This is a genomic window from Burkholderia sp. YHN3-13 (assembly GCF_055810675.1).
In genome coordinates, this window is the sequence record NZ_JBVVNQ010000005.1 from 126,934 (window position 1) to 149,579 (window position 22,646).

Annotated in this window: 20 protein-coding genes and 1 pseudogene; 9 read left to right on the forward strand and 12 right to left on the reverse strand. The window is 66.1% G+C overall.

Annotated elements, in window-relative coordinates; genetic code table 11:
* The 3 genes from urtC to urtA form a co-directional block, all read right to left on the reverse strand.
* Positions 1-1,170, reverse strand: coding sequence for an urea ABC transporter permease subunit UrtC (gene urtC, locus AC0KUR_RS14590; protein WP_069704714.1), 1,170 nt, complete (start codon positions 1,168-1,170; stop codon positions 1-3).
* A gap of 73 nt (positions 1,171-1,243) precedes the next feature.
* Positions 1,244-2,161 carry an urea ABC transporter permease subunit UrtB gene (gene urtB, locus AC0KUR_RS14595; protein WP_034191655.1) on the reverse strand — a complete coding sequence of 306 codons (918 nt, stop codon included), beginning with the start codon at positions 2,159-2,161 and terminating at the stop codon, positions 1,244-1,246.
* A gap of 55 nt (positions 2,162-2,216) precedes the next feature.
* Complete coding sequence (urtA, locus tag AC0KUR_RS14600) at positions 2,217-3,491, reverse strand: urea ABC transporter substrate-binding protein (RefSeq protein WP_034191285.1); 1,275 nt, start codon at positions 3,489-3,491, stop codon at positions 2,217-2,219.
* A 224-nt stretch (positions 3,492-3,715) separates the two neighbouring features.
* Here urtA and AC0KUR_RS14605 point away from each other — a divergent pair, with 224 nt between their 5' ends.
* The 3 genes and pseudogenes from AC0KUR_RS14605 to AC0KUR_RS14615 all read left to right on the forward strand — a co-directional run.
* Positions 3,716-7,153 carry a hybrid sensor histidine kinase/response regulator gene (locus tag AC0KUR_RS14605; RefSeq protein WP_034191284.1) on the forward strand — a complete coding sequence of 1,146 codons (3,438 nt, stop codon included), beginning with the start codon at positions 3,716-3,718 and terminating at the stop codon, positions 7,151-7,153.
* 67 nt (positions 7,154-7,220) lie between these two features.
* Positions 7,221-8,159: a response regulator gene (locus AC0KUR_RS14610; RefSeq protein WP_034191654.1), complete on the forward strand. Its 939-nt coding sequence runs from the start codon at positions 7,221-7,223 to the stop codon at positions 8,157-8,159.
* Positions 8,160-8,407: 248 nt separating this feature from the next.
* Positions 8,408-8,524: pseudogene (locus AC0KUR_RS14615) on the forward strand (transposase); the annotation flags it as partial.
* Between the two features lie 332 nt (positions 8,525-8,856).
* Here AC0KUR_RS14615 and AC0KUR_RS14620 read toward each other — a convergent pair.
* Positions 8,857-8,940 (reverse strand): hypothetical protein, encoded by an 84-nt coding sequence (locus AC0KUR_RS14620; RefSeq protein WP_473376148.1) that lies wholly within the window; start codon positions 8,938-8,940, stop codon positions 8,857-8,859.
* 635 nt (positions 8,941-9,575) lie between these two features.
* Here AC0KUR_RS14620 and AC0KUR_RS14625 point away from each other — a divergent pair.
* A complete protein-coding gene (locus AC0KUR_RS14625; protein WP_473376086.1) occupies positions 9,576-11,687 on the forward strand; it encodes a hypothetical protein in 2,112 nt (703 codons plus the stop codon).
* Positions 11,688-11,911: 224 nt separating this feature from the next.
* On the opposite strand, the gene AC0KUR_RS14630 is transcribed toward AC0KUR_RS14625, so the two are convergent.
* On the reverse strand, positions 11,912-12,589 hold the full coding sequence (locus AC0KUR_RS14630) for a hypothetical protein (protein ID WP_080287996.1): 678 nt from the start codon (positions 12,587-12,589) through the stop codon (positions 11,912-11,914).
* Positions 12,590-13,339: 750 nt separating this feature from the next.
* On the opposite strand from AC0KUR_RS14630, the gene AC0KUR_RS14635 reads away from it, so the two are divergent.
* Entirely contained in the window at positions 13,340-14,728 is a 1,389-nt protein-coding gene (locus AC0KUR_RS14635; protein WP_473376087.1) for a DHA2 family efflux MFS transporter permease subunit, read from the forward strand.
* 9 nt (positions 14,729-14,737) lie between these two features.
* Here the strand turns inward: AC0KUR_RS14635 and AC0KUR_RS14640 are convergent, their stop codons facing one another.
* A complete protein-coding gene (locus AC0KUR_RS14640) occupies positions 14,738-15,118 on the reverse strand; it encodes a DUF4377 domain-containing protein (RefSeq protein ID WP_124669942.1) in 381 nt (126 codons plus the stop codon).
* 138 nt (positions 15,119-15,256) lie between these two features.
* Between AC0KUR_RS14640 and AC0KUR_RS14645 the strand changes: the two genes are divergently transcribed.
* The 4 genes from AC0KUR_RS14645 (at position 15,257) to AC0KUR_RS14660 (ending at position 17,670) form a co-directional block, all read left to right on the forward strand.
* The gene (locus tag AC0KUR_RS14645) at positions 15,257-15,418 is read left to right on the forward strand and encodes a hypothetical protein (protein ID WP_241012848.1); all 162 of its coding nucleotides are present in this window, start codon (positions 15,257-15,259) and stop codon (positions 15,416-15,418) included.
* A gap of 105 nt (positions 15,419-15,523) precedes the next feature.
* Complete coding sequence (locus AC0KUR_RS14650) at positions 15,524-15,688, forward strand: hypothetical protein (RefSeq protein ID WP_226103898.1); 165 nt, start codon at positions 15,524-15,526, stop codon at positions 15,686-15,688.
* A 166-nt stretch (positions 15,689-15,854) separates the two neighbouring features.
* Positions 15,855-16,301, forward strand: a complete 447-nt coding sequence (locus tag AC0KUR_RS14655) for a hypothetical protein (RefSeq protein WP_034191279.1) — start codon at positions 15,855-15,857, stop codon at positions 16,299-16,301.
* 172 nt (positions 16,302-16,473) lie between these two features.
* On the forward strand, positions 16,474-17,670 hold the full coding sequence (locus AC0KUR_RS14660) for a tyrosine-type recombinase/integrase (RefSeq protein ID WP_473376088.1): 1,197 nt from the start codon (positions 16,474-16,476) through the stop codon (positions 17,668-17,670).
* A 52-nt stretch (positions 17,671-17,722) separates the two neighbouring features.
* Here the strand turns inward: AC0KUR_RS14660 and AC0KUR_RS14665 are convergent, their stop codons facing one another.
* The 6 genes from AC0KUR_RS14665 to AC0KUR_RS14690 all read right to left on the reverse strand — a co-directional run bounded on the left by AC0KUR_RS14665 (position 17,723) and on the right by AC0KUR_RS14690 (position 22,497).
* Entirely contained in the window at positions 17,723-17,941 is a 219-nt protein-coding gene (locus tag AC0KUR_RS14665; RefSeq protein ID WP_034191277.1) for a YXWGXW repeat-containing protein, read from the reverse strand.
* Positions 17,942-17,998: 57 nt separating this feature from the next.
* Entirely contained in the window at positions 17,999-19,156 is a 1,158-nt protein-coding gene (locus AC0KUR_RS14670) for a DUF1501 domain-containing protein (RefSeq protein ID WP_034191276.1), read from the reverse strand.
* Between the two features lie 2 nt (positions 19,157-19,158).
* Positions 19,159-20,553: a DUF1800 domain-containing protein gene (locus AC0KUR_RS14675; RefSeq protein WP_473376089.1), complete on the reverse strand. Its 1,395-nt coding sequence runs from the start codon at positions 20,551-20,553 to the stop codon at positions 19,159-19,161.
* Between the two features lie 254 nt (positions 20,554-20,807).
* Positions 20,808-21,311 (reverse strand): periplasmic heavy metal sensor, encoded by a 504-nt coding sequence (locus tag AC0KUR_RS14680; RefSeq protein ID WP_049031188.1) that lies wholly within the window; start codon positions 21,309-21,311, stop codon positions 20,808-20,810.
* Complete coding sequence (locus tag AC0KUR_RS14685; protein ID WP_034191273.1) at positions 21,308-21,727, reverse strand: hypothetical protein; 420 nt, start codon at positions 21,725-21,727, stop codon at positions 21,308-21,310. Before AC0KUR_RS14685 ends, AC0KUR_RS14680 begins: the two co-directional genes overlap by 4 nt.
* Complete coding sequence (locus tag AC0KUR_RS14690; RefSeq protein WP_473376090.1) at positions 21,724-22,497, reverse strand: RNA polymerase sigma factor; 774 nt, start codon at positions 22,495-22,497, stop codon at positions 21,724-21,726. Before AC0KUR_RS14690 ends, AC0KUR_RS14685 begins: the two co-directional genes overlap by 4 nt.
* Between the last annotated feature and the right edge of the window lie 149 nt (positions 22,498-22,646).

Genomic DNA, 22,646 nt, shown 5'->3' on the forward strand with positions numbered 1-22,646 from the left:
TCACGCCTCCTTGTTCGCCGCGCCGAGCAGACGTCTCACGCGCGGGCGCACATGTTCTTCGTACAGACCCGCCAGCCCGTTCGGAAACACCATCACCACGCCGATGAACATCGCCGCCATCAGATAGAGCCAGAGGTTCGGAAAGCTCTCCGAGAACCAGCTCTTGCCGAGATTGACGAGAATCGCGCCGTACACCGCGCCGACCAGCGACATGCGCCCGCCGATGGCCGCGTAGATCACCATTTCGATCGACGGCACGATGCCGACGAACGACGGCGACATGAAGCCCACCTGCAGCGTGAACATCGCGCCGCCGACGGCCGCGAGCATCGCCGCGAGACAGAACGCGAACACCTTGAACATGGCGACGTCGTAGCCCGAGAAGCGCACGCGGTCTTCCTTGTCGCGCATCGCGAGCAGCAGCGTGCCGAGCTTGCTGCGCTGAACATAGCGGCAGGCGAGCAGCGCGCCGATCAGCAGCGCGGCGTTCACGAAGTACAGGATCAGCTTCGCGTGATCGGTGCGGATGTCCCAGCCGAGCAGCGTGCGCAGGTCGGTGATGCCGTTCACGCCGCCCGTATAGCCTTGCTGGCCGATGATGAGCACCGAGAGGATCAGCGCAACCGCCTGCGTGATGATCGCGAAGTAGACGCCGCCCACGCGCCGCTTGAACATCGCGTAGCCGATCACGAACGCGAGCGCCGTCGGCACGACGAGCACCGCGAGTATCGAGAACGGCAATCCATGAAACGGCTTCCACCATGCGGGCAGCGCGGTGAGCTGGTTCCAGTCCATGAAGTCGGGAATGCCCGGCGTGGTCTGCGTGCGTGTGGCGGCCGGATCGGACGCTTCGAGCTTGAGAAACATCGCCATCGCGTAACCGCCGAGGCCGAAGAACACGCCCTGGCCGAGACTGAGCACGCCGCCGTAGCCCCACGCGATCACGAGGCCGATCGCCACGAACGCGTAGGTCAGGTACTTGCCCATCAGGTTCAGACGGAACGTGTCGAGCACGAGCGGAAACACGACCACGATGAGCAGCGCAAGCAGCACGATGCCCGCGTAGCCCGACGCGTCGAGCCGCGCCGCGCGAGCCCGCCAGCCGGCCGGCGGCGCGCCCGGGCCGGATCGCGGCGATACGCCGCCCGCCGTGGGTTGGATGGGTTCCATGTCCAACTCTCCATACGAATGAAGCTGTGAATGAGGCTTGCGCATGAACGCGCGCTGACGTGAGCCGCAGTGTTTAGACTCGCCTCACCTTCGAGGCGAACAGGCCCTGCGGACGCAGCATGAGAATCACCACGACGGTGAGCAGCGTGAGCACGCGCGCAATCGAGCCCGAGAGAAAGAACTCGCTGATCGACTGCATCTGCGCGATGCCGAATGCCGACGCCACGGTACCGAGCAGGCTCGCCGCGCCGCCAAACGTCACGACGAGAAACGAATCGACGATATAGAGCGAGCCGCTCGTCGGCCCCGTCGAGCCGATGGCCGTGAAAGCCGCGCCCGCCACGCCCGCGATACCGCAGCCAATCGCGAAAGTCATGCGGTCGGTGCGCTGCGTGTTGATGCCCGCCGCGTTCGCCATCGGCCGGTTCGCGACCGTGGCGCGCACGCGCAAGCCCCAGCGCGAGCGATAAAGCGCGAGCAGCAGCCCGCCCGTCATCAGCAGCGCGAGGCCCATCACGAACATGCCGCTCACCGGAATGTCGAGGCCGGGCGTGGGCTCCCACGACCCCATCAGCCAGTCGGGCAGCGCCGGACTCACCTCCTTCGGCCCGAAGGTCGACCGGAACACCTGCTGCATGCCGAGGCTCAGGCCCCAGGTGGCGAGCAGCGTGTCGAGCGGGCGCTTGTACAGATGGCGAATCAGCGCCCATTCGGCGAGCCAGCCCGCCGCGAAGGCCAGCGCGAACGCCGCGAGAATCGCGAAGAAGAAATACACGGGCGTGAGCGCGTGCCAGACGTTCTGCGACAACCACGAAAACATGTAGACCGTATAGGCGCCGATCGTCATGAATTCGCCGTGCGCCATGTTGATCACGCCCATCTGGCCGAAGATCACGGCGAGCCCGAGCCCCATCAGGAGCAGGACGCTGAAGAGGCTCAGACCGGCGAAGCCCTGCATCAGCGTGATGTTGAAAATATCGGTAGCGGACATCGAACGCTCCTCGCGCGGCGGCATCATGGCCCGCCGCGCCGCTGCGGTTGACGGATTACATGTAGCCCTTCGGGAACGGATTCGGCTGGATCGGCTGCTCCGACTGCGCGACGACCTTGAACTGGCCGTTCGCCTGCCCTTCTCCGATCAGCGAGCGGCTCCACAGGTGGTGGTTCGCATCGACCTTCGCGTAACCTTGCGGCGCGTTCGCCACCTCGATGCCGGCCGAATGCGCGACCACCTTGTCCACGTCGAAGCTGCCCGCGCGCTCGCACGCCGCCTTCCAGATCCACGGGCCGAGATAGGCGGCCTGCGTCACGTCGCCGATCACCGACTTCTGCCCGTAGCGCGCCTTGAACGCCGCGACGAACTTCTTGTTGTTCTCGTTATCGAGCGACTGGAAATACTTCATCGACGAATAGAAACCCGCGAAGTTGTCGCCGCCGATGCCGAGCACTTCGTCTTCGGTCACCGACAGCGTCAGCAGGAACTGCTTCTGCGGCGTGATGCCCGCGGCCTTGAGCTGCTTGTAGAACGCCACGTTCGAGCCGCCCACCACGGTCGCGAAGATGCAGTCCGGACGCGCGAGCTTGATCTTGTTCATCAGCGACGCGAACTCGGTGGTGCCGAGCGGGTAATACTCCTCGCCCGCCACCTTCGCATGCAGATGCTGTTCGATATGACGGCGCGCGATCTTGTTCGAGGTGCGCGGCCAGATGTAGTCGGAGCCGATCAGAAAGAACGTCTTGGCCTTCTTGGTGTTCGAGGCCCAGTCGAGCGCCCAGAGAATCTGCTGGGTCGCTTCCTGGCCCGTGTAGAACACGTTCTTCGACTGTTCGAGGCCTTCGTAGAAGGTCGGGTAATAGAGCAGGCCGTTATCCTTCTCGAACACCGGCAGCACCGCCTTGCGCGAGGCCGAGGTCCAGCAGCCGAACACCGCCGCGACGTGGTCGTTCTCCAGCAGCTTCTTCGATTTTTCGGCGAAGGTCGGCCAGTCGGAGGCGCCGTCTTCCTGAATGATCTGCACCTTGCGGCCGAGCACGCCGCCCATCGCGTTGATCTGCTCGATGGCGAGGCGTTCGGCCTGGATCGAGCCGGTTTCGGAAATCGCCATCGTGCCGGTGGCCGAATGAAGCTGGCCGACCGTCACCGTCGTGTCCGTCACCGCGAGGCCCGTGGTATTGACCTTCGCCGTGGGCGGCGTTTGCGCAAACGCGCCGCGCGGCAGGCCCAGCGCCATCAGCGGTGCGGCGGCCAGGCCGCCGAGCATTTTCCGGCGCAGTGGCGAAGGCATCCGGGCATCGTCATCGAGTCGATCGTCTGCGGACATCACGTTCTCCTTATCGGGTGCCCGATGCGGGTCGCTGCGGGCTGGGTCGAGGTTGGACGCAATGTAGAAAGCCAATTTGACGATCGAAATACGTCAATCGACGTATTCCCGGCGCGCGTGCTGGAATGTAATTTGCATTGCAGGGCGATCCTGAGCGGTGTGGTCCGCCGTGACGCCGTTCGCGCCCCGCTCGTGCCGCTTTCGCACCATTTCGGATCATCTTCATGTCCCAGAGTCACCCGTCAGTGGGCGCGCCCGGTACGCAACGCATCGTCAAGGTGCGCCGCGACTACAACGCCTGGGTTGGCGACGAAACCCTCGAGGACTACGCGCTGCGCTTCACACCGCGCTCGTTCCGGCGCTGGTCGGAGCTGCGGGTGGCCAATACGGCGATTGGCGCGGTGTCGTTTCTGGTGCTGGAGGCGATAGGCGGCAGTCTCGTCGTCAACTACGGCTTCACGAACACGCTCTGGGCCATCGCGGCCGTGTCCGTGCTGATCTGGCTCACCAGTTTGCCCATCAGCTATTACGCGGCGCGCTACGGCGTGGACATGGATCTGCTCACGCGCGGCGCGGGCTTTGGCTATATCGGCTCGACGGTCACCTCGCTGCTGTACGCGGTGTTCACGTTTATTTTTTTCGCGCTCGAAGCGGCCATCATGTCGCTTGCGCTCCAGCTGTATTTCCACATTTCCCTGGCGATCGCCTACGTCGTGAGTTCGCTCGTGGTGATTCCGATCGTCATGTTCGGCATCACGCTGATCAACCGCCTGCAAAGCTGGACGCAGCCGCTGTGGCTCGTCTTGTTCGTGCTGCCCTACGCAGCCGTGCTGTGGCACCATCCCGACCTGGTCGCGCAGTGGACCACCTTCGCGGGTTTCGCGCCGCAGGGCCGCGCTTTCAGCCTGATTGCCTTCGGTCAAGCATCGACGGTCGTGTTCGCGCTGATCGTACAGGTGGGCGAACAGGTGGACTATCTGCGCTTCCTGCCGCCGCTCACCGCGAAGAACCGCACGCGCTGGTGGTTCGCGCTGCTCTCGACGGGGCCGGGCTGGATCGTACCCGGCGCGCTCAAGATGCTGGGCGGGGCATTCCTCGCCTTCATTGCGCTCCAGTACGAAGTCGATGCGAGCCACGCGACCCAGCCTACGCAGATGTACCTCGTCGCCTATCATCTGCTGCTCGATCCGTTGGGGCTCGCGAGTTGGGCGCTGCCCGCGATGACGCTGTTCGTGATCGTCTCGCAGTTGAAGATCAACGTGACCAATGCCTATGCGGGCTCGCTCGCCTGGTCCAATTTTTTCGCGCGGCTCACGCACAGCCATCCGGGCCGCGTGGTATGGCTCGTGTTCAACGTCATGATCGCGTTGCTTCTCGTGGAAATGGGCGTGTTCGATGCGATCGCCAAGGTGCTGTCGCTCTACGCGAACATCGCGATTGCGTGGATCGGCGCGTTGTTCGCCGATCTCGTCATCAACAAGCCGCTCGGCTATAGCCCGCGACATATCGAGTTCAAGCGCGCGCACCTCTACGATGTGAATCCCGTGGGCGTCGGTGCGATGCTGATCGCAGCCGCCGTCGCGATGCTCGCGCATAGCGGCCTGTTCGGCGTGCTCGCCAAGGCGATGTCGTCGTTCATCGCGTTCGGTGCGGCGTTCGCGTGCGCGCCCGTGCTGGCGGTACTCACGCGCGGGCGCTATTACATTGCCCGTGCCGCGCAACCGACCGGCGACGCCACCTCGCTGCGCTGCGCGATCTGCGAAAACACCTTCGAACCGGACGATACGGCGTACTGCCCGGCCTATGGAGGAACGATCTGCTCGCTGTGCTGCTCGCTCGACTCGCGCTGCCACGACCGCTGCAAACCGCACGCGCGCTTCGCCGCGCAGGCCGACCGCGCGCTGCACCGCGTGCTGCCGGGCGCGCGACTCGGCCCCGCCGCGCTGCGCCTCATTCACTATGCGAGCCTCGTGCTCGCCATGCTCGCGGTGCTGGGCAGCGTGCTCTATCTGATCTGGTCGCAGAGCGCGACTTCGATGATCGCCGCCGGACCATCGATCGGCCGCGCGCTCTCGGGTAGCTTCCTGAATATTTTTCTCGCGCTCTCGCTGGTGGGCTGCATCGCGGCCTGGTGGTTCGTGCTGGAGCGCGAAAACCGCCGCGTCACGCAGGAAGAGTCGCAGCGGCAAAACGAATTGCTGATGCTTGAAATCGACGCGCATCAGAAGACCGACGCGGCGCTCAAGCGTGCGACCGCCGCCGCGGAATCGGCCAATCAGGCCAAAAGCCGTTACGTCTCCGGTTTGAGCCACGAGTTGCGCACTCCGTTGAACAGCATTCTCGGCTACGCGCAATTGCTGCTGCAGGCGAAGGAAGAACTCACGCCGATGCGCTACAACGCCGTGCGCACGATCCATCGCAGCGGCGAGCATTTGCTCGCGCTCGTCGACGGGCTGCTCGACATCGCGCGCATCGAGGCAGGCAAGCTTCAGTTGAACATCGCCAAGGTATCCCTCGCCGATTTCGTCGCCCACCTTACGTCGATGCTGCGGCCTCAGGCGCTCGAAAAGGCACTCGCATTCGACGTGCAGACGGTCGGTCGGCTTCCCGCCACCGTGCGCACGGACCAGAAGTGCATGAGTCAGATCCTCACCAACCTGATCGGCAATGCGATCCGCTTCACGTCGAGCGGCACGATCACGCTGCGCGTGAGTCATGTGCTCGATACACTCAAATTCGAGGTGATCGATACCGGCCCCGGCATCCCGCCCAGCGAACTGGAGCGCCTGTTCCTGCCGTTCGAACGCGGCGAAGCAGCCCATGCGTACGATCACGGCGCCGGTCTCGGGCTCACGATCTGCCGCCTGCTCACGCAAGCGCTCGGCGGCAGCCTGGAAGTGGACAGTGAAGTCGGGCATGGCACGCGCTTTGTGGTCCGCCTGTTCGCCCCCGCCGTTGACACGGCAGCCGAAACACGCACCGAACTCGCGTCGATTCGCGGCTATACGGGGGCGCGCCGCACCATTCTCGTCGTCGACGACCTCGACGACCAGCGCGACATCGTCGTGCAGTTGCTCACGCCGCTTGGCTTCGATGTCGCTGAAGCGGCCAGCGGCACCGATGCGCTGCGCTGGCTCGCCATGCACACGGCGGACGCCATCATCATGGACATTTCGATGCCGTTGATGGACGGCTACGAAACCAGTCGCCTGATCTCCGAGAATCAGTTGTCGAACGCGCCCATCGTTCTGCTCTCCGCCAACGCGTTCGCCGATGACCGCGATCGCGCAAGCGCGACCGGATGCAAGGATTATCTGGTCAAGCCGCTGCAGGTGAATCTGCTGCTCGACAAGCTTGCGCAACTGCTTGCACTCGACTGGATTGCGTCCGATACCGAAGCGAGCTCACTTCCGGCGGCAAACGCACCGGCCGCGACGCAGCCGCTCGCGCTCGCCGTGTGGCCGCGCGAACTCATCGAACACCTGCATGCGCATCTCGAAGTCGGCTACGTACAGGGCGTGATCGAACAGCTCGACGCCGCGCGCGAGACCTGGCCCGAGTTGCGGCATCAAATCGACGCGTTGCGCTCGTTGGCGGAACGTTTTCAGCTAAGGGAACTCGAGCATGAACTTGACCGACTCGCGCGCGGCTCGAACGCGTGACGCACGCACCACCATCGCGGCCTCCCCGCTCGCCGACAACCCGGCCGCGTGGCTGCACGAACGGCCCATGATACTGATCGTCGACGACACGCCGGAGAACCTCGCTTTTCTTTCCGATACGCTGCAGGCGCACGGCTACACGGTTATCGTTGCCCTGTCCGGCGAGGATGCGCTTAAACGCCTCGCGCGCGTGACGCCCGACGTGGTATTGCTTGATGCAATGATGCCCGACATGGACGGCTTCGAAACATGCCTGCGTATCAAGCAGGACGGACGGCACGAGCATCTTCCCGTCATCTTCATGACCGCATTGACGGAGAGTGAGCACGTCGTACGCGGCTTTCGCGTGGGCGGCATCGACTACGTGACCAAACCGGTGCAGCCCGAGGAGTTGTGCGCGCGCATCGGCGCCCACGTACGGCGTTCACGTGCGCAGTTGTACGCGGAGGCGGCACTGTCGCTCGACACACGCGCGGCGCTGATCGTCGGCGCGGACGGCACGATTCGGTGGCAAAGTCCGCAGGCTGCGCATCATATCGCCGCATACGCAACTACGCATGACGGCCCCGCCGATGCCGGGCAAACCAAGAACGCACGCGGGTCCGATGCGCCACCGACTCTGCCTGCCCCGCTGCGCATGTGGTTCATCGACTGGCTCGCGCGCGGCGCCCAAGGGGACGCCGTGCACGAAGTCAGCACGGGCCAGATACGTCGCTCGGCCAGTGCGACGCTCGGTCCGGAACCGGGCGAATGGATCGTGATCCTCAAGGAAAGAGACGACACGGCGCATTGCAATGCGCTCGCCGAACGCTTCGGCCTGACCATACGGGAAGCCGAAGTGCTGCTGTGGGTGTCGCACGGCAAGACAAACCGCGATATCGGCGACATTCTCGGCATAGCCCCGCGCACGGTGAACAAGCATCTTGAACACCTGTTCCGCAAGCTACATGTCGAGACCCGCGCAGGCGCAGCCGCCGCAGCGATCAAAATGCTCGAACGTGCCTGAAGAGCGTCAATTCCGGACTCGTCCTTCGTCTACACCGATACCGTGCCTCTCGCCCTGGCGAACGGTACGTGCGGCGCTATCCCGTAGCGCGGCGCGCCAGCCGCCTGCGCCGCGGCTCCGTCGTGACGACACCAACGCAAACGCGCCGAAGAGACAGCTTCGGCGAATGAGGCGAGCCCACAACACTGTCCCAGTTGACAGTGGAAAATTCCGGCATGACGTTGTCATTCAGACCAGGAGGTCATGCCGTGAAGAAGAGCAAGTTCACCGAAGAGCAGACCACATACGCGTCGAGGCAGGCCGCGCGGGGCACGCCTGTCGCGGAGGTCTGCCGCAAGACGGGGATCAGCGACGCGATTTTCTACATCCATGGACTGCTCCCAACAGCAAACGGAAGTTGACAGACACGGAAGTCGATTGCGTCCCTCCATCCGGCGTCAGGGCATCGCCCAGCGCCCAACCGGAATTCCACGCGTGCGGGCCTCGACAACTGGCAGACCTCAGGGGCCGTTATAAAAGCCTGGTTCTCTGCTCGCCCGGATCGACCGGAGCGCCACTCGTCAATTCGCCAACGCATCGCTGGTGACGTTGCCACACTGATTTCCGATACGACCGGCCGGTTGCGAGCATCGACCAGATCACACATGCAATCTTGTTCGCGATCGCAACCATGGCCCGATTGGCGCGTCGTCTGGCATTACGATGTGAGAGCCCAGGCGTGCTTCTTGTCATGTCTGGTTGGTGCGGTTCGGAGTACCGCGCGAGCACCGTGTATGAGCAAGGTACGGAGATGTCGATCGCCTCGCTTGCCGATACGAATGTGTGTTCCCTCGTACGGGTTGCAGGAACTTCATCACGTAAATCGCTGCGAACGAAGCGCGCTCCGCCTCAGTCCAGCGGAGATCGCGAACTGCGTTTGATCATGCATCGCAATCGGCCATGCAATCGAAGCCGCTCATCCGTTCCAGTTGCTCACTGCACAACCCTGTTCCCTGTTGTGGCGAGCCTTTACCGATGACAGCTCGACTCATCGCATAGCCAGGTTTAACTACACACTTCACAAATTTCAAGAAGTCAAATATGCGGGATACAAACTGGCGACCATGTAATCAACTGTCATTTCGTTAAACTAAATACTTTAAATGGTCATATTCGTTGACGATTCGTCAATGAATATGCTACCGTTCCCCTACTTCAAGAGGTCGAGAATCACGACGCCTCTCTCTGCACGCAGGCGGCAACCGAACCGCCGCTCCCCGCATCCGCTCCCGTTACCCGGTACGCCGGGTACCCGCACGTCCGCCAGTTCGTCGCCGATTGCACTGGCCGCACGTGACACCGTTACTGTCCTACGGAGACGCGATGACACCTCGAATCGACCGACGAGCCTTCCTGATGTACAGCGCATGCAGTGCAGTGCTGCCGCTGCTCGCCGCGTGCGGCGGCGATGACGGCACGCCATCGGCCCGCTCGCGCGCGATCGCCTCGGGGCTCGAGGGAAATGCCGCCCCGCCCGTCCATGCTTTCGATGAAAACGACTTGCTGGTTCCCGGCTTCAAAATGAAGCTCGGCGAAATCAAGACCCAGATCGAGCAATACCAGCCGGCGACAATCGCAATCGTGGATATCGTCAATGCAGCGTTGTCGACCAATACCCTGCCGGGGCTCATCGCATTCGGCGAAGTCACGATCAAAGCGCTCGCATCGTTCATTCCGGCCGCCGGGCCGCTCGTCGGCGAAGTGTTGAACCTGTTGTTCAACCACCTGAATACGCTATTCGAGCGCGGGCCGGATGAGGAAACGATAATCCGTCGCATCGCGACGGACGAGATTTCGAAAAACAACGTCGAGATCATGCGTCAAACGCTGGCGGGCATCAACGACGACTTGCACTTCCTCGTCGAATTCGTGCGAAGAAACTCGCCGCCCTATTCGGCGTCGATGGTGGACGCCATCACCGCGAAGTTCGCGGCGTTCTGGAGCGGTTGCACGATGCTCACGCCGATGTTCCTGATCAAGGGTTCCGAATATCAGGGGTTGACGATGCACGCACTCGCCTGCGGCGCGCAGGTTTCGATGTACGGCGTGTACCTGTCGATGCGCGACCAGCTCTCTCTTGCGTCCGACACGGTCGCCGCGACACTGGGCGAGATGCGCGAGAAGATCTACCAGTACCAGAATGCCATGCAGAAAGTGCTCGCCGGGCACCTGAACTCGCTTTCCGATCCGGACAAAAAGAACGACTACGTCCGCAACTTCTATACGCTCGGCCATGCGAGGTTTCTCGAATCGGCGAAGAGCTACTTCACGGCTATGCACCGGAAGAAGATCGACTTCCGCAACTCGATGGAGATCTACACGCACGACGTCGTACGCAGCACGGCTGACGCAACGCTGCCGTCTCGCACGTCGTACGTGACGGATCTGCTCGCAATCTGCCATTGCGGTTACGGCGGCGATCCGTGCGTCGTCCGCATGAATCAGACATTCGTCGACGGCGCAGGCCGATCGACACACATCGACGCGCAAGGTTGCACCGGCGGCTTCGACGGCGTGTCGGGCAGCCTGCTCGCGATTCGGCACTCGTTCGCCGCGAATCAGTCGGCGGGCGAGTTGACGGATGGTCTCGGCTGCATCTGGAAAGCGTCCGTGCGGGGGGCGAACTTCTTCCGTAACGAAAACCAGTTTCTCTATGCGCTGCAGGTGCAGGACGGCACCGGCACGCGCTATTCGGCGGCAACCGACGGATACGGCAACGTCCTCGATCTGGTCGACAACCCGGATTACATCCAGTCGTATACACCCGGCAACGCGGCGAAACTCGAGCCGGGTTATTTCGTTTCGGCGTTCCTGACCGCACCGGGCACCTATTCCGACAAGACGTGTCGCGAGGATTCGGGCCGCAGCGTTCCATATGCCGGCATGGCACTGCGACACTACTCGTCCGCGTCGCAACTCGCGGAATTGCATGGCGCCGACGTCGGGCTCGAACTCGACTTGACCTGCGGTTTCAGCCTGGCGGATTCGTCGACACTCGGCTCGCCGGCCGCTTACCCGGACGTGATGATCGGCAAGTCGATCCTGGTCGGCAAGCATCTGACCTTCGTCGTGACGAACCGCACCGCGGCACCGATCGCCTGCCGCCTTGTCCCGTTGCTGGCAGACGTGAGGACTACCTCGGACACGTTCGTCAATCTGACGCTCACGGCGCATATTGGGCAACGCGTGCTCGCCACCACCGCATTGGCCTCGCGCGAAGGCAGCCCCGCGCTGCTCGGCGAGGATGGTCGAGCCTTTCACTATTACGAGACAAACGACGTCTTTCCGTTCGCGCCCGGCGTCAACTACGTGCGGATCGCACGCAATGCTGATCTCGGCGACAACGACTTTCGCTTTGCCAGCCTGTTCATCGTGCCACGTGAACCTGTGGTGCCCACGGCAGGAATCGCAGCGCGACAGTCCGCTCGTCCTCGCCATGAAGTCACCGTTGAAGCCGTCGAGATCGGTTCCGACGTCACGAACCTGTAGAAGGGCGGCTTGGTGTCCGTGCAGTTCAACGTGGCATGCGGCCGCTGCGCGATATGCAAGGCGCGGGGCAGGCGCGTATGTCCGACCGCGATTCACGCTCAGGGCGCGCGCAGTTACGTCGACATGGGCGGCTGACTCGCAATCAGCATATAAAACGCAAACAGCAAAAAACTCGTAACCACAAGGGTTCTTTTCCACTAGTTACGATTTCTCAAAACAAGTCGCTAAAACCGGTACGAAATCCCGATCTGCAAGACCGGATACCACCGGTATCGCGACATCACCTGTCGCAGTTGATCGAGCCCGCTCGCGACCAGGATCTGGCTCTTCGCCGGTCCGGCCGCGGCGGCCAGTTCCGGCGACAGCGAGTACGAACATTTCGGAATCCCGTACGCGACGCCGATATCGGCGACGAATCCGAGCCCTTTCGACGCCGGCCGGTGCCCGTAGCCGATTCCTACGTACGGCATCACGGTCGGATAACGCGCTTGCGCGACCGCATACATCCCCGGCAACGCCGGATAGCGCTTGCCGCCGAACACGTACGTGCCGTTGGTCGGTACCGACACACCGCGAAGCTCGTCGTCGTTGAAGCGCAACCCGAGCGTCGCGCGGAAGCCGCTGCCGCGCCACGGAAAGATGTCCGCGTACAAACCGCCCTGACGCAGCTTCAGGTCGTCCTGATAGCGATTGCCGGCCACCGTGAAGTCATGCGAAAGATCGATCGCATTGAAATCCGCATGCGCGCCCAGCATCGAATTGAAGCTGACGGCCGCACCAATGCCGACGCCCTGCGTACCGCCCTGCAGGTAGATTTCCTGCGCGTGCGCACTCGCGGCAAACACCACCGCGATGAATGCCCATTGGTTCACTGTCGTTTTCATGGGCGCCTCCCCCGACATGTGCCGGGCGCGACGCCCCGCCGCACGCGGCCTTCGTCGCGATGCGCGGTGCGAACCCCGGCACGACACCCTGCAAGCAAGCTTGCTGTTCGACGGATCGGGAACGCGTTGCCCCGTGCGCATGACCGATACGACATGCGCGGCGCCTGCGTCGCGGCACACGACGCCCCGCTCCCCGATCCGATCCCCGGTTTGTTTCGATGTCGTTACATGCCGCCGATGTGCAATCGTTCTGGCGAATCCGTCTGCACCGGCGGCACCGGGTCAACCGCAAGCCACGTGCCATGCGGCGCAAACCGAAGCGGGGAAGGCGTGACCGGCGCGCACGGGCGGCAACGCGGGTCGCGATGACGGGAAAATGTTTCAGGAACGTATCCGTATTCGGCGCGCCAGGCCGAAAGACGCGATTGACGGTCTTGCACGCCGATCGCGCGATGCCTGTGAAACGAGGCCGGACGGCCGTCAGCGCACGCGCGTCGCCATGGCGATCAATCGTGTGCAGAGGAATGCGCTGGAAAAACGTTGCAAAAGTGTGCCCTCGAAACGGGCGCAAACGACGCCGATGCCACTCCGCACATGGCGAGGCAGGGTGAATACCGATGCGTGCGCATGCATCTTGTCCGTGGAGACGGACGCGGCCATCGGGCCTGGCACGCGCGGACGGCTTCCCGGCAGCCGCCGGAATCGGTACCATCGAACGCCTGAAGGCCGGCACGACGCCGGCCCGGCCGTCGTACCCTGCCTTTCGCCATGTCCCGGGAACCCACACACTCCGCGCTGCTCTGGATCGTCGCCGCTGCGTTCTTCATGCAGTCGCTCGACACGACGATCGTCAACACCGCGCTGCCTTCGATCGCCCAAAGCCTGTATGCGTCGCCGCTCGCGATGCAGCCCGTCGTGGTCGCCTACACGCTGATGATGGCGATGCTCACGCCGGCGTCCGGCTGGCTCGCCGACCGGTTCGGCACGCGCCGCGTGTTTTCGGTCGCGATCCTCGTGTTCGTGCTCGCGTCGATCGGCTGCGCGGCGTCCCATACGCTCGGCCAGCTCGTCGTCGCGCGCGCCGTGCAGGGCATCGGCGGCTCGATGCTGCTGCCGATCGGGCGGCTCGCCGTGCTGCGTCGCGTGCCGGGCGAACAGTACGTCGCGGCGATCGCGTTCGTGTCGATCGCCGGCCAGCTCGGCCCGATCGTCGGGCCGACGCTCGGCGGCTGGCTCACACAGGCGATTTCATGGCACTGGGTGTTCATCGTCAACGTGCCGGTCGGCGTGGTCGGCTTCATCGCGGTACAGCGCTACCTGCCGCACGACCAGGCGACGCAGCCGCCGCCGTTCGACTTCGTCGGCTGTGCGCTGCTGTCGGCCGCGATGATCGCGCTGTCGCTCGCGATCGACCCGCCGATGCCTGCACATCGTGCCGCGTGGGCGGCCGGGCTCGCCGCGGTCGGCCTCGCGAGCGCGCTCGCGTACCTGCCGCATGCGCGGCGGCGCGCGCAGCCGCTGTTCCGGCTCGGACTGTTCCGCGAGCCGAATTTCGGGTCCGGGCTGCTCGGCAACCTGCTGTGCCGGATCGGCACGAGTTCGGTGCCGTTCCTGCTGCCGCTGCTGATGCAGGTGCAGCTCGGCTATACGCCGCTGCAGTCGGGGTTGATGATGCTGCCGGCCGCGATCGCGGGCGTGATCGCGAAACGCTGGATCGCGCCGCTCGTGAAGCGGTTCGGCTATGCGGCGTTTCTGGTCGTGAACACGGCGATCGTCGGCTGCGCGATCGCCGGATTCGCGCTGGTATCGGCACGGCCCGCGCCGGTGCTGGAAGGCGTGCTGCTGATCGTGTTCGGCACGGCGAACTCGATGCAGTTCGCGGCGATGAACGGCGTGACGCTCAAGGGGCTGTCGCATGCCGACGCCGGCAGCGGCAACAGCCTGTTCACGATGATGCAGATGCTCGCGATGGGCCTGGGCGTGTCGATCGGCGGCGGGCTCGTGAACCTGTTCGCCGCCGGTTGGGGCTCGATGGCGCACGGGTTCATGCTGTCGTTCGCGTGCATGGGGGCGGTGACGCTGCTGTCGTCCGCCGTGTTCCGGCGGATCGATACGGCCGCGCCGCCGGCCGGTGCGGCGGCGCGGCCCTCGGCATGAACGCCGCCGTCAGTTCGCCTGACGGCGTTCGACGACGCGCTTGAGTACCCAGCGGATCGACGAGCCGTCGGCCGGCGGCTGCGCGACGCGGTATTCGTCGATTTCGAGCGTGTACAGGTAACCGGGCTGGTACGCGAACCCTTCGATGCCGGCGTACCACAGGCTCCACGGCTCGCTCGGACTGCCGCGCACCTGCAGGCACTCCATCGGCGCGACGCCCGTGCAGCGCGCGGATTGCGGCGCGACGTAGACGGTCTTGGTCACGGGCCTGGCGTCGGCCGCGCGGGCAGCACCGGATGCCGTGGCGGCCGCGTCGGTCTGGCATCCGGCGAGGAGCGTGCTGCCGGCAATGACGGCCGCGCCGAGCAGCATTCGGGTCTTGGGAATCATCTGAGGTTCCTCTGGGAGCATTGGAGGGCCGATTAGACGACCCGCGCGGCGAGAAAGTTCACAATTAGCTTACAAAACGCATCTGACCACCCGCATTTCGCCGCGGACGAGATCTTCGCCGAATGCGACGGCCCGCGCGTGCGCGGCGGCACGCCCGAAGCGTCGTATCCGCTGGAGGACCGCAAGCGGCAGAAGCTGATCCGCCAGGTGCGCGCGGAACGCACGGGTGTCATCACGCTATCGGTCGCGCACGCGATTGCGGTGTCGCGCCCGTCCGGCAAGCCCCTCTCGGCGTGCTGATCCGGGCGGTACGGTTGAGCGAGTGGTCCGGGGACGATCCGCGCGGGCCGGCGCGCGATCTTCATCCGCGATGCCGAGCGCAAGTCGCAAACGCCGCACGACGTCGTGCGCAAGCCGTTCGACCTCACGCCGGCCGAGACCGTGCTGGCGCTCGCGATCAGCAAGAACACCGCGCGCCCGTACCTGCGTGCGATCTTTTCGAAGACGGGCATCACGCGGCAGGCAACGCTGGTGCGGATGTCGTTGAACAGCGGGCTGTCGCTGGGGTGACGCTCACGATGGCCGCTGTACCGCGACCGGCATGCCTGAAACACGTTGCATGCTCGTTCCGCGTGGCCCCATAATCGGCCGGCACAAGCCAACCCGACAGCCGCAACCGGCGCGGGCGACAAGAGCCGCCGCATCGGCCGGCCAATCCGATTCGAGGGCAAACGAGATGGCACTCCGAACGATCAGACGTTCGATCTTTGCGGAACGGATGCCCGGCGCGACGCTGGGCGCGTGGCTGATGCTCTTCGTCGTGTGGTGCATCACGAGTTTCAATGCGGCACGCGGGATAATCGACACGATTCGACACCCTGAAGTACTCCTTGCGATTCACGTCAAGCCCGTGCTCTGGGCAGGTATCGCATGGATGCTGCCGATGGTCGCCGCGCCCGCGATCGGCGGGATCTTGCTCTTCAACCTGGGCCGTCAAAGGCGCTGGGCCAGAACGTGGACGCTCGGATGGATCTCGCTCAGCCTCGCACTCAGCACGCGCTCGATGCTTGAACACGCACCCGGCTCCACCCTTCGATTGGCGGATTGCCTGCTGGTCATCGCCGCGCTGCTGCTATTGACGCCGAACAGCAGGAAGTGGTTTGGGGAACGGCGCCCGCTGTAGGCCGTGCCCGTCACCCGGTCGACCAGCTGACCGGGATCATCGCGATCGGTACTCGCCGCTTTCTTTGCCGCGCACCGTTCAGGTACCATCGGCGCTTCCCGATACGCTTTGACGCGTTGCCATCGTCCGCCCGGCCAGGTCCGCGCGGTTCGCGCAACGCGCCGCCCCTCGCATGCCCTCTCCCGTTCCGTCCGACGCCGTGCTGCGCCCGCTGCCGATCGATGCGCTGACCGTGCCGGCGGCGCTCGATGGCCGCACGGGCACCAACCGCTCGGGCAGCGCGCATCCGCAGATCGCCGCAACCCATGATCTCGACGCCGTGCGCGCGTGGCTCGCGCGCTTCGTCGATACACCGACCACGTTCCAGAACTACCGCAAGGAAGCCGAACGCCTGCTGCTGTGGGCCGTGATCGCATGCGGCAAGCCGCTGTCGTCGCTCACGCACGAGGATCTCGTCGTCTACCGGCAGTTCCTGCTAGCGCCGGCACCTGCCGAGTTGTGGTGCGCGAACGGCGGCCGCAAGCATCCGCGCGACGATCCGCGCTGGCGGCCGTTCTACGGGCCGCTGTCGCCGGCCAGCCAGCGGCAGGCGCTGGTGATCCTGAACGTGATGTTCTCGTGGCTCGTGCAGGCCGGCTATCTGGCCGGCAATCCGCTCGCGTTGTCGCGGCAGCGCCAGCGCCGTCCCGCGCCGCGCGTCACGCGCCATCTCGGGCAGCCGCTGTGGCAGTCGGTCAAGGAGGCGATCGCCGCGATGCCGCGCGACGATGCGCGCACGCGCTTCCATGCGGATCGCGCGCGCTGGCTGTTCACGCTGCTGTATCTCGGCGGGCTGCGTATCACCGAAGCGGCCGACACGACGATGGGCCAGTTCTTCTGCCGGCGCGACGCGAACGGGCACGATCGCTGGTGGCTCGACGTGACAGGCAAGGGTGGCCGGCAGCGGCTCGTGCCGGCCACCGACGAGATGATGGCCGAGCTGGCGCGCTACCGGCGCGCCCACGGGATGCCGGCGCTGCCGTCCGACGGCGAACCGATGCCGCTCGTGCTGCCGGCCGGCCAGGTACGCAAGCCGCTCACGCGCGCAGCGCTGCACCGGATCGTGAAGCAGGTATTCCGGCAGGCGGCCGACCGGTTGCGTGCGAACGGCGAAGCCGGCGACCAGCAGGCGCGCGTGCTCGAACAAGCGTCCGCGCACTGGCTGCGTCACAGCGCGGGCTCGCACATGGCCGATGGCCGCGTCGACCTGCGGCTCGTGCGCGACAACCTCGGCCACGCATCGCTCACGACGACGAGCCAGTACCTGCACGCGGACGACGACTGGCGGCATCGCGAAACGGAGGAGAAACACCGGATCGGGTGGGACTAGGCGGCGTGCCCCCGCTTCCCGGCCTCCCCGTCGCTCGGCACGTCACGCGAGGTCAGTACACGGCCACCCAGTGCCCGGGCACCCACGCCCAGTGATTGCCGGCCCACCGGTAATGCCCCTTCGCCCAGCGATAACCGGGCGCCGGTGGCGGCGGCGCCACTTCGACGACGGGCGCCGGCTGCGGCGGCCGCACGGGTTCGACCACGCAGGCGGACATCAGCACGGCACTCGCGCTCACCAGCATGGCCAACGAAGCGGTCCGGATCTTCATCATCAATTCTCCCTGTTATGTCATGGTCCAGCGAGGACGAGCGCGGCCTGGGCCGCGTCATGCCGCGCCGCGAATCAGGCCGGTCATCGGCCGCGTCGCGCCGCTTTCCGCGAACAGCGCGGATGCGGTGCGGCGCGGATCGAGCCGCAGGCTTTCGGCGGCCGCGCCGGCGATCAGCGCGTCGAGCGACGCGGTCGGCTTCAGGTCGCGCCCTTCGTACAGGTCACCCGGCCGCAGCCCCGGCCAGTCGGCGATCACACGGCCGCCGGCAACCGCACCGCCCGCGAGCATCGCGACCGACGCCTGCCCGTGATCGGTGCCGCCCGTGCCGTTGACCGCCGCCGTGCGGCCGAACTCGGTCGCGACCAGCACCGTGGTCTGCTGCCACGCGGGCCCGAGGCCGTCGCGCAACGCGGCAAGCATCGTGTCGAGCGCTTTCAACTGGTTCGCGAGTCGCGCGTTCTGCGCGCTGTGCGTGTCCCAGCCGCCCGTCTCGATCATCGCGATCCGCGGGCCGTCGTCGCGCGCGAGGAACGTCGCCGCGAGCTTGCCGACGCCGGCGGGATCCTGCCGCGCCTGCGCATCACCGGCGAGGCCGCGCGCGTCCATCGCCGACTGCCACAGCGGGCCGAGCTGCGCATCGGCCTCGTAGAGCGACGACACGCGCGCGAGCAGGTCGTCCGGCGCGGCCGGCAAACCGGATGGCGCATACGACGCGGCCTGCACGGTGCCGCGCAACGCGAGCGGCACGGTCGGCGCGAACGCGATCGCGCTTTCGCGCGTCGCGGGCAGCAGCGCGGCAAGCCGGTTCAGCCAGCCGTCCTTCACCTGGTACGGCGCACGGCCGCCCGTTTCGAGCACGTTCTGGCCGTCGAAATGCGAGCGGTCGCGGTACGGCGACGCGATCGCATGAACGAACAGCGCCTGCCCGTCGCGGTACAGCTGCGCGGTCTGCGCGAGCGACGGGTGCAGCGCGAACGTGCCGTCGAGCCGCGTTGCTGCCGCCGTGTCGATCGCGAGCGGACCGCGCAGCGACGCATACGCGGGCTCCGCATACGGGACGACGATGTTCAGGCCGTCGGCCGCGCCGCGCTGGATCACGAACACGAAGCGGCGGTCGGTCGCGACGTTCGCGAACACGATCCGCGGCGCGACGAGGATCGCGCCCGCGCCGGCGGCGGCAACGCTCAGGAATTGTCGGCGTGACAGGGCCATGGTCATCTCCGTTGGAAATCGGGCGAGACGAGCAGCAATGCGAGCGATGTCGTCGCGCTTTCCGCGCGCGACAGTGCGGTCGCGGTCGGCGTGCTCATCGAACCGGCGAGCAGCGTGTTGCCGAGCGTGCGCGGATCGAGCCGGTCGCCCGTGCGCGCGGCCAGCCGCTGTGCAATCTCGACGCGCCGCACGAGCGCGTCGGGCGCGGCCCAGCTCGCGGCGACGTCGTCGTAGCCGGCCGGCGAGCCCGGCCGCCACACCGGCTGGCCGAGCTGCGCGAGCAGCGGCGCGGCCTTCAGGTCGCCCGTGTCGCGCCAGCCGAGCCCGCGCAGCGACGACACGGCCCACTCCCACGGCGTCTTGAACTTGCGATTGACCGGCGACCACGCGTCGGGCGCATCGACGAGCGCGCGATAGACGGTCGGCAGATCGCCGCCGCTCGCATCGAACGCGCGGGCCAGCCGGTCGGTCAGCGCGGGCGGCGGATTGTCGGCGACGAAATGACGGGCGAGCTGGAACGCGATGTGCCGGCCCGTCGCATCCGAACGCGTGAGGTCGTGCAGGATCGCGCGTGCCTGGGCTTCGCCCGGCTGGTCGTAGGTGCGCCCCATCACCGTGCGCGTGCCCGGTTCGTGCAGCTTCGGGCGAAACACGAACGCACCGGGCGCGGCATCGCCCGGCTGCGGCCCTCGCCCGCCGGCGATGCTCCAGCCGGTCAGCGCACGCGCGAATTCCGTCACGTCCGCTTGCGTGTAGCCCGTGCGCACGCCGAGCGTATGCAGCTCCATGATTTCGCGCGCGAGGTTCTCGTTCAGCCCGTGCCTTGCCGACGGGTTGCGTGCCTCGGCGCGCAGCGCGGCCGGGCTGTCCGGGCCGACCGAGCGCGCCTGGTCGAGGAACACCTGCATCGCGGGATGCTGCTCGACGGCGACGAGCATGTCCTCGAAACGACCGAGCACGTGCGGGCGGATCGCGTCGCGTTCGAACGCGCCCGCATATGCGGCCACCTGCCCCTTGTCGACCGACACCGCGAAATGGTTCGCCCAGAAATGCACGAGATGTTCGACGAATGGCGTGGACGTGTTCAACGCGCTGTTCATGCGTGCGGTGACGGCACTGCGATACGCGTCGTAGCCGTCACGCCGGATCGACTGCGCGGTCGCGCGTTTCTCAGCCGCGTCGTCGCCCGTCATCGTGTTGCGCGCGTTCGCGAAGCGCGTCGCGAGCGCAACCGCATCGGGCTCGCCGGCCCACGCGGCGGGCCGCGCATCGTAACGGTCGAATTGCGCGACGAGCGCCGCCTTCGGGTCGGCAGGCGGCGCTTCGTCGGCGCGCGCGCCGAGACCGAAGCGGTTCAGCGCGATCGCGGCCGGCGTAATGTCGTTCGGGTGGTCCATGACGGGCTCTCTCGCGGTGCGTACCCCTGTTCAACGCGGGCGCACCGGGAAATCCGTCGCGGGAATCGCAAATAAATATCGATCGGGGAACGCGGGCGCAGTGACCGGCGGAAGGCTCGTCGCACGGCAGCGCACGTCACGAATGAACGAACAGCGACGATGACGACGCAAGCCAGCGGAAAGGCGCACGCATTGCACGTGCCCGAGCGCGCGCGACGGCGACACGCGGATCGCGCGCCGCCGTCACGCAAGGCTCACTGACTCGCCGGCGGGTCAGGCTTCTTCTGCAGCTTCGGCGGCAAGCGCCAGTTGCCGCTGTGCTGCAACCCGTCGACGAATTTCATACGCTCGTCGGGCGTCAGCGTCGCCGCGAAATCGACGACGCTGCGCTCGACCTGCGCACGCATCGCGGTATCGGCCGCGCGCGTGCGATCGAGCGCGGCGTCGATCGCCGCGCGATCGAGTTGCGGCGCGGCGAGCAGGTCCAGCACGGTGATCCGGCCGTCTCGCCCTTCGCGTGCAAAATCGCGGCCGGTCTTGCGCGCCGCCTTCAACGCGGCGGCGAATTCGCGCTGTCGCGCCTCGGGCAATTCGTCCGCCGCGAAACGCAACGCGGTGCGCGATGCCGGTGCGCCCGCCGCATGCAGGTCGCGATGCGTCGAGAACCACTGATAGGCACCGCCGCCGATCGCGCCGAGCATGAACACGTTCAGCACGACCGAGCCGACGAGGATGAATTTCCAGCCACGTTCAGTCATTCATCGCTCCAATCGATGCTCGGACCACCGAACGTCGTCGTCAGATAGCCCGATTCATGCTGTGACGGCGGCGCGCTGCCGAGCATCAGCATCGACACGGCCACCGCGCCCGCGAGCGCACCGGCCAGGCCGACGCCCGCGAACGCCGCGCCCGACCACCACACATTGCCACGCCGGCGCGCGCGCCGCGGCGCGGGCGCCGTCGCGACGATACGCTCGACCAGCGACGGCGCGGGCGGTGCGACCGTGTCGCACGCGAGCCACGCATCGAGGTCGGCCGCGTCGTCCAGCGCCAGCAGCGCTTCGCGCGGGTTCGCCTGCGCCCATGCTTCGGCGGCCGCTCGCTCGCCGGCCGGCCAGCGCCGCGCGTCGGAGCCGTACGCGGCGACGATGGTACGAAATCGTTCGGGTGTCATCGCTTGTCCTCGCTAGGTGGGTCGCCGGCCAGCTGCGCGCGCAGGTTGCGCCTCGCACGGGCAAGCAGGCTTTCCAGCGCATCGACGGTGATGCCCATCAGGTTGGCCGCTTCCACATTCGACATTTCCTGATAGTACTGGAGCACCAGCGCTTCCCGCTGCCTCGGCGGCAACGCGGCCAATGCCTGCCGCACGCGCGCGTCGCGCGAACGCAACTCCGCATGCGCGGCCGGCTCCGGTTGCGTGTCGGGCACGTCCGGCAGCGTATCGACGGGCTCCTCGCGGCGGCCGCGCAACCGGTCGTAGCAGAGATTCAGCACGACGCGATGCAGCCACGTATCGAAGCGCGCCTCGCCTTCGCGCCAGCGCGGCGCATGGTTCCAGATTCGCAAGAACGTCTCCTGCGCGACGTCCTCGGCTTCGTTCCGGTCGCCGAGCATGCGCGTCGCCAATGCGAGCAGCCGCGGCAGCTTGCGCGCGACCAGCACGCGCACTGCCGATGAATCGCGCGCGCCGACGCGCGCGACGAGTTCCGCGTCCGGATCGCGGTCGTCGCGATCGTTCAACGCCGCCCGCTCCGTCTCGCGGCGCGCGGGCGCCGCCCTGTGCCGGCAGGGATACCCGCCGCCCGGCTGAAGCTCATCGTCGTGCTCTCCTTGCATGCGTCGGGCCGTCACCGGACGGCGCCACGCCGACTGTTCGTCGACGCCGTGCGCATCGCACACGACGTCGGCCACGTCCGCTTCATCGACATCCGGTTCGCGCGGCATATCGATCCTGTCTGCCGGCCGCGCGACCGGCGGCCGGCGCGCTCAATATACGACGACCGGCGCGGGCCGGTAATACACCGGTCGGGCCGGCACCACGACGCAGCCGGCCAGCACCACGGCTGCGGCCGCCAGGATCACGATGGTTCGGA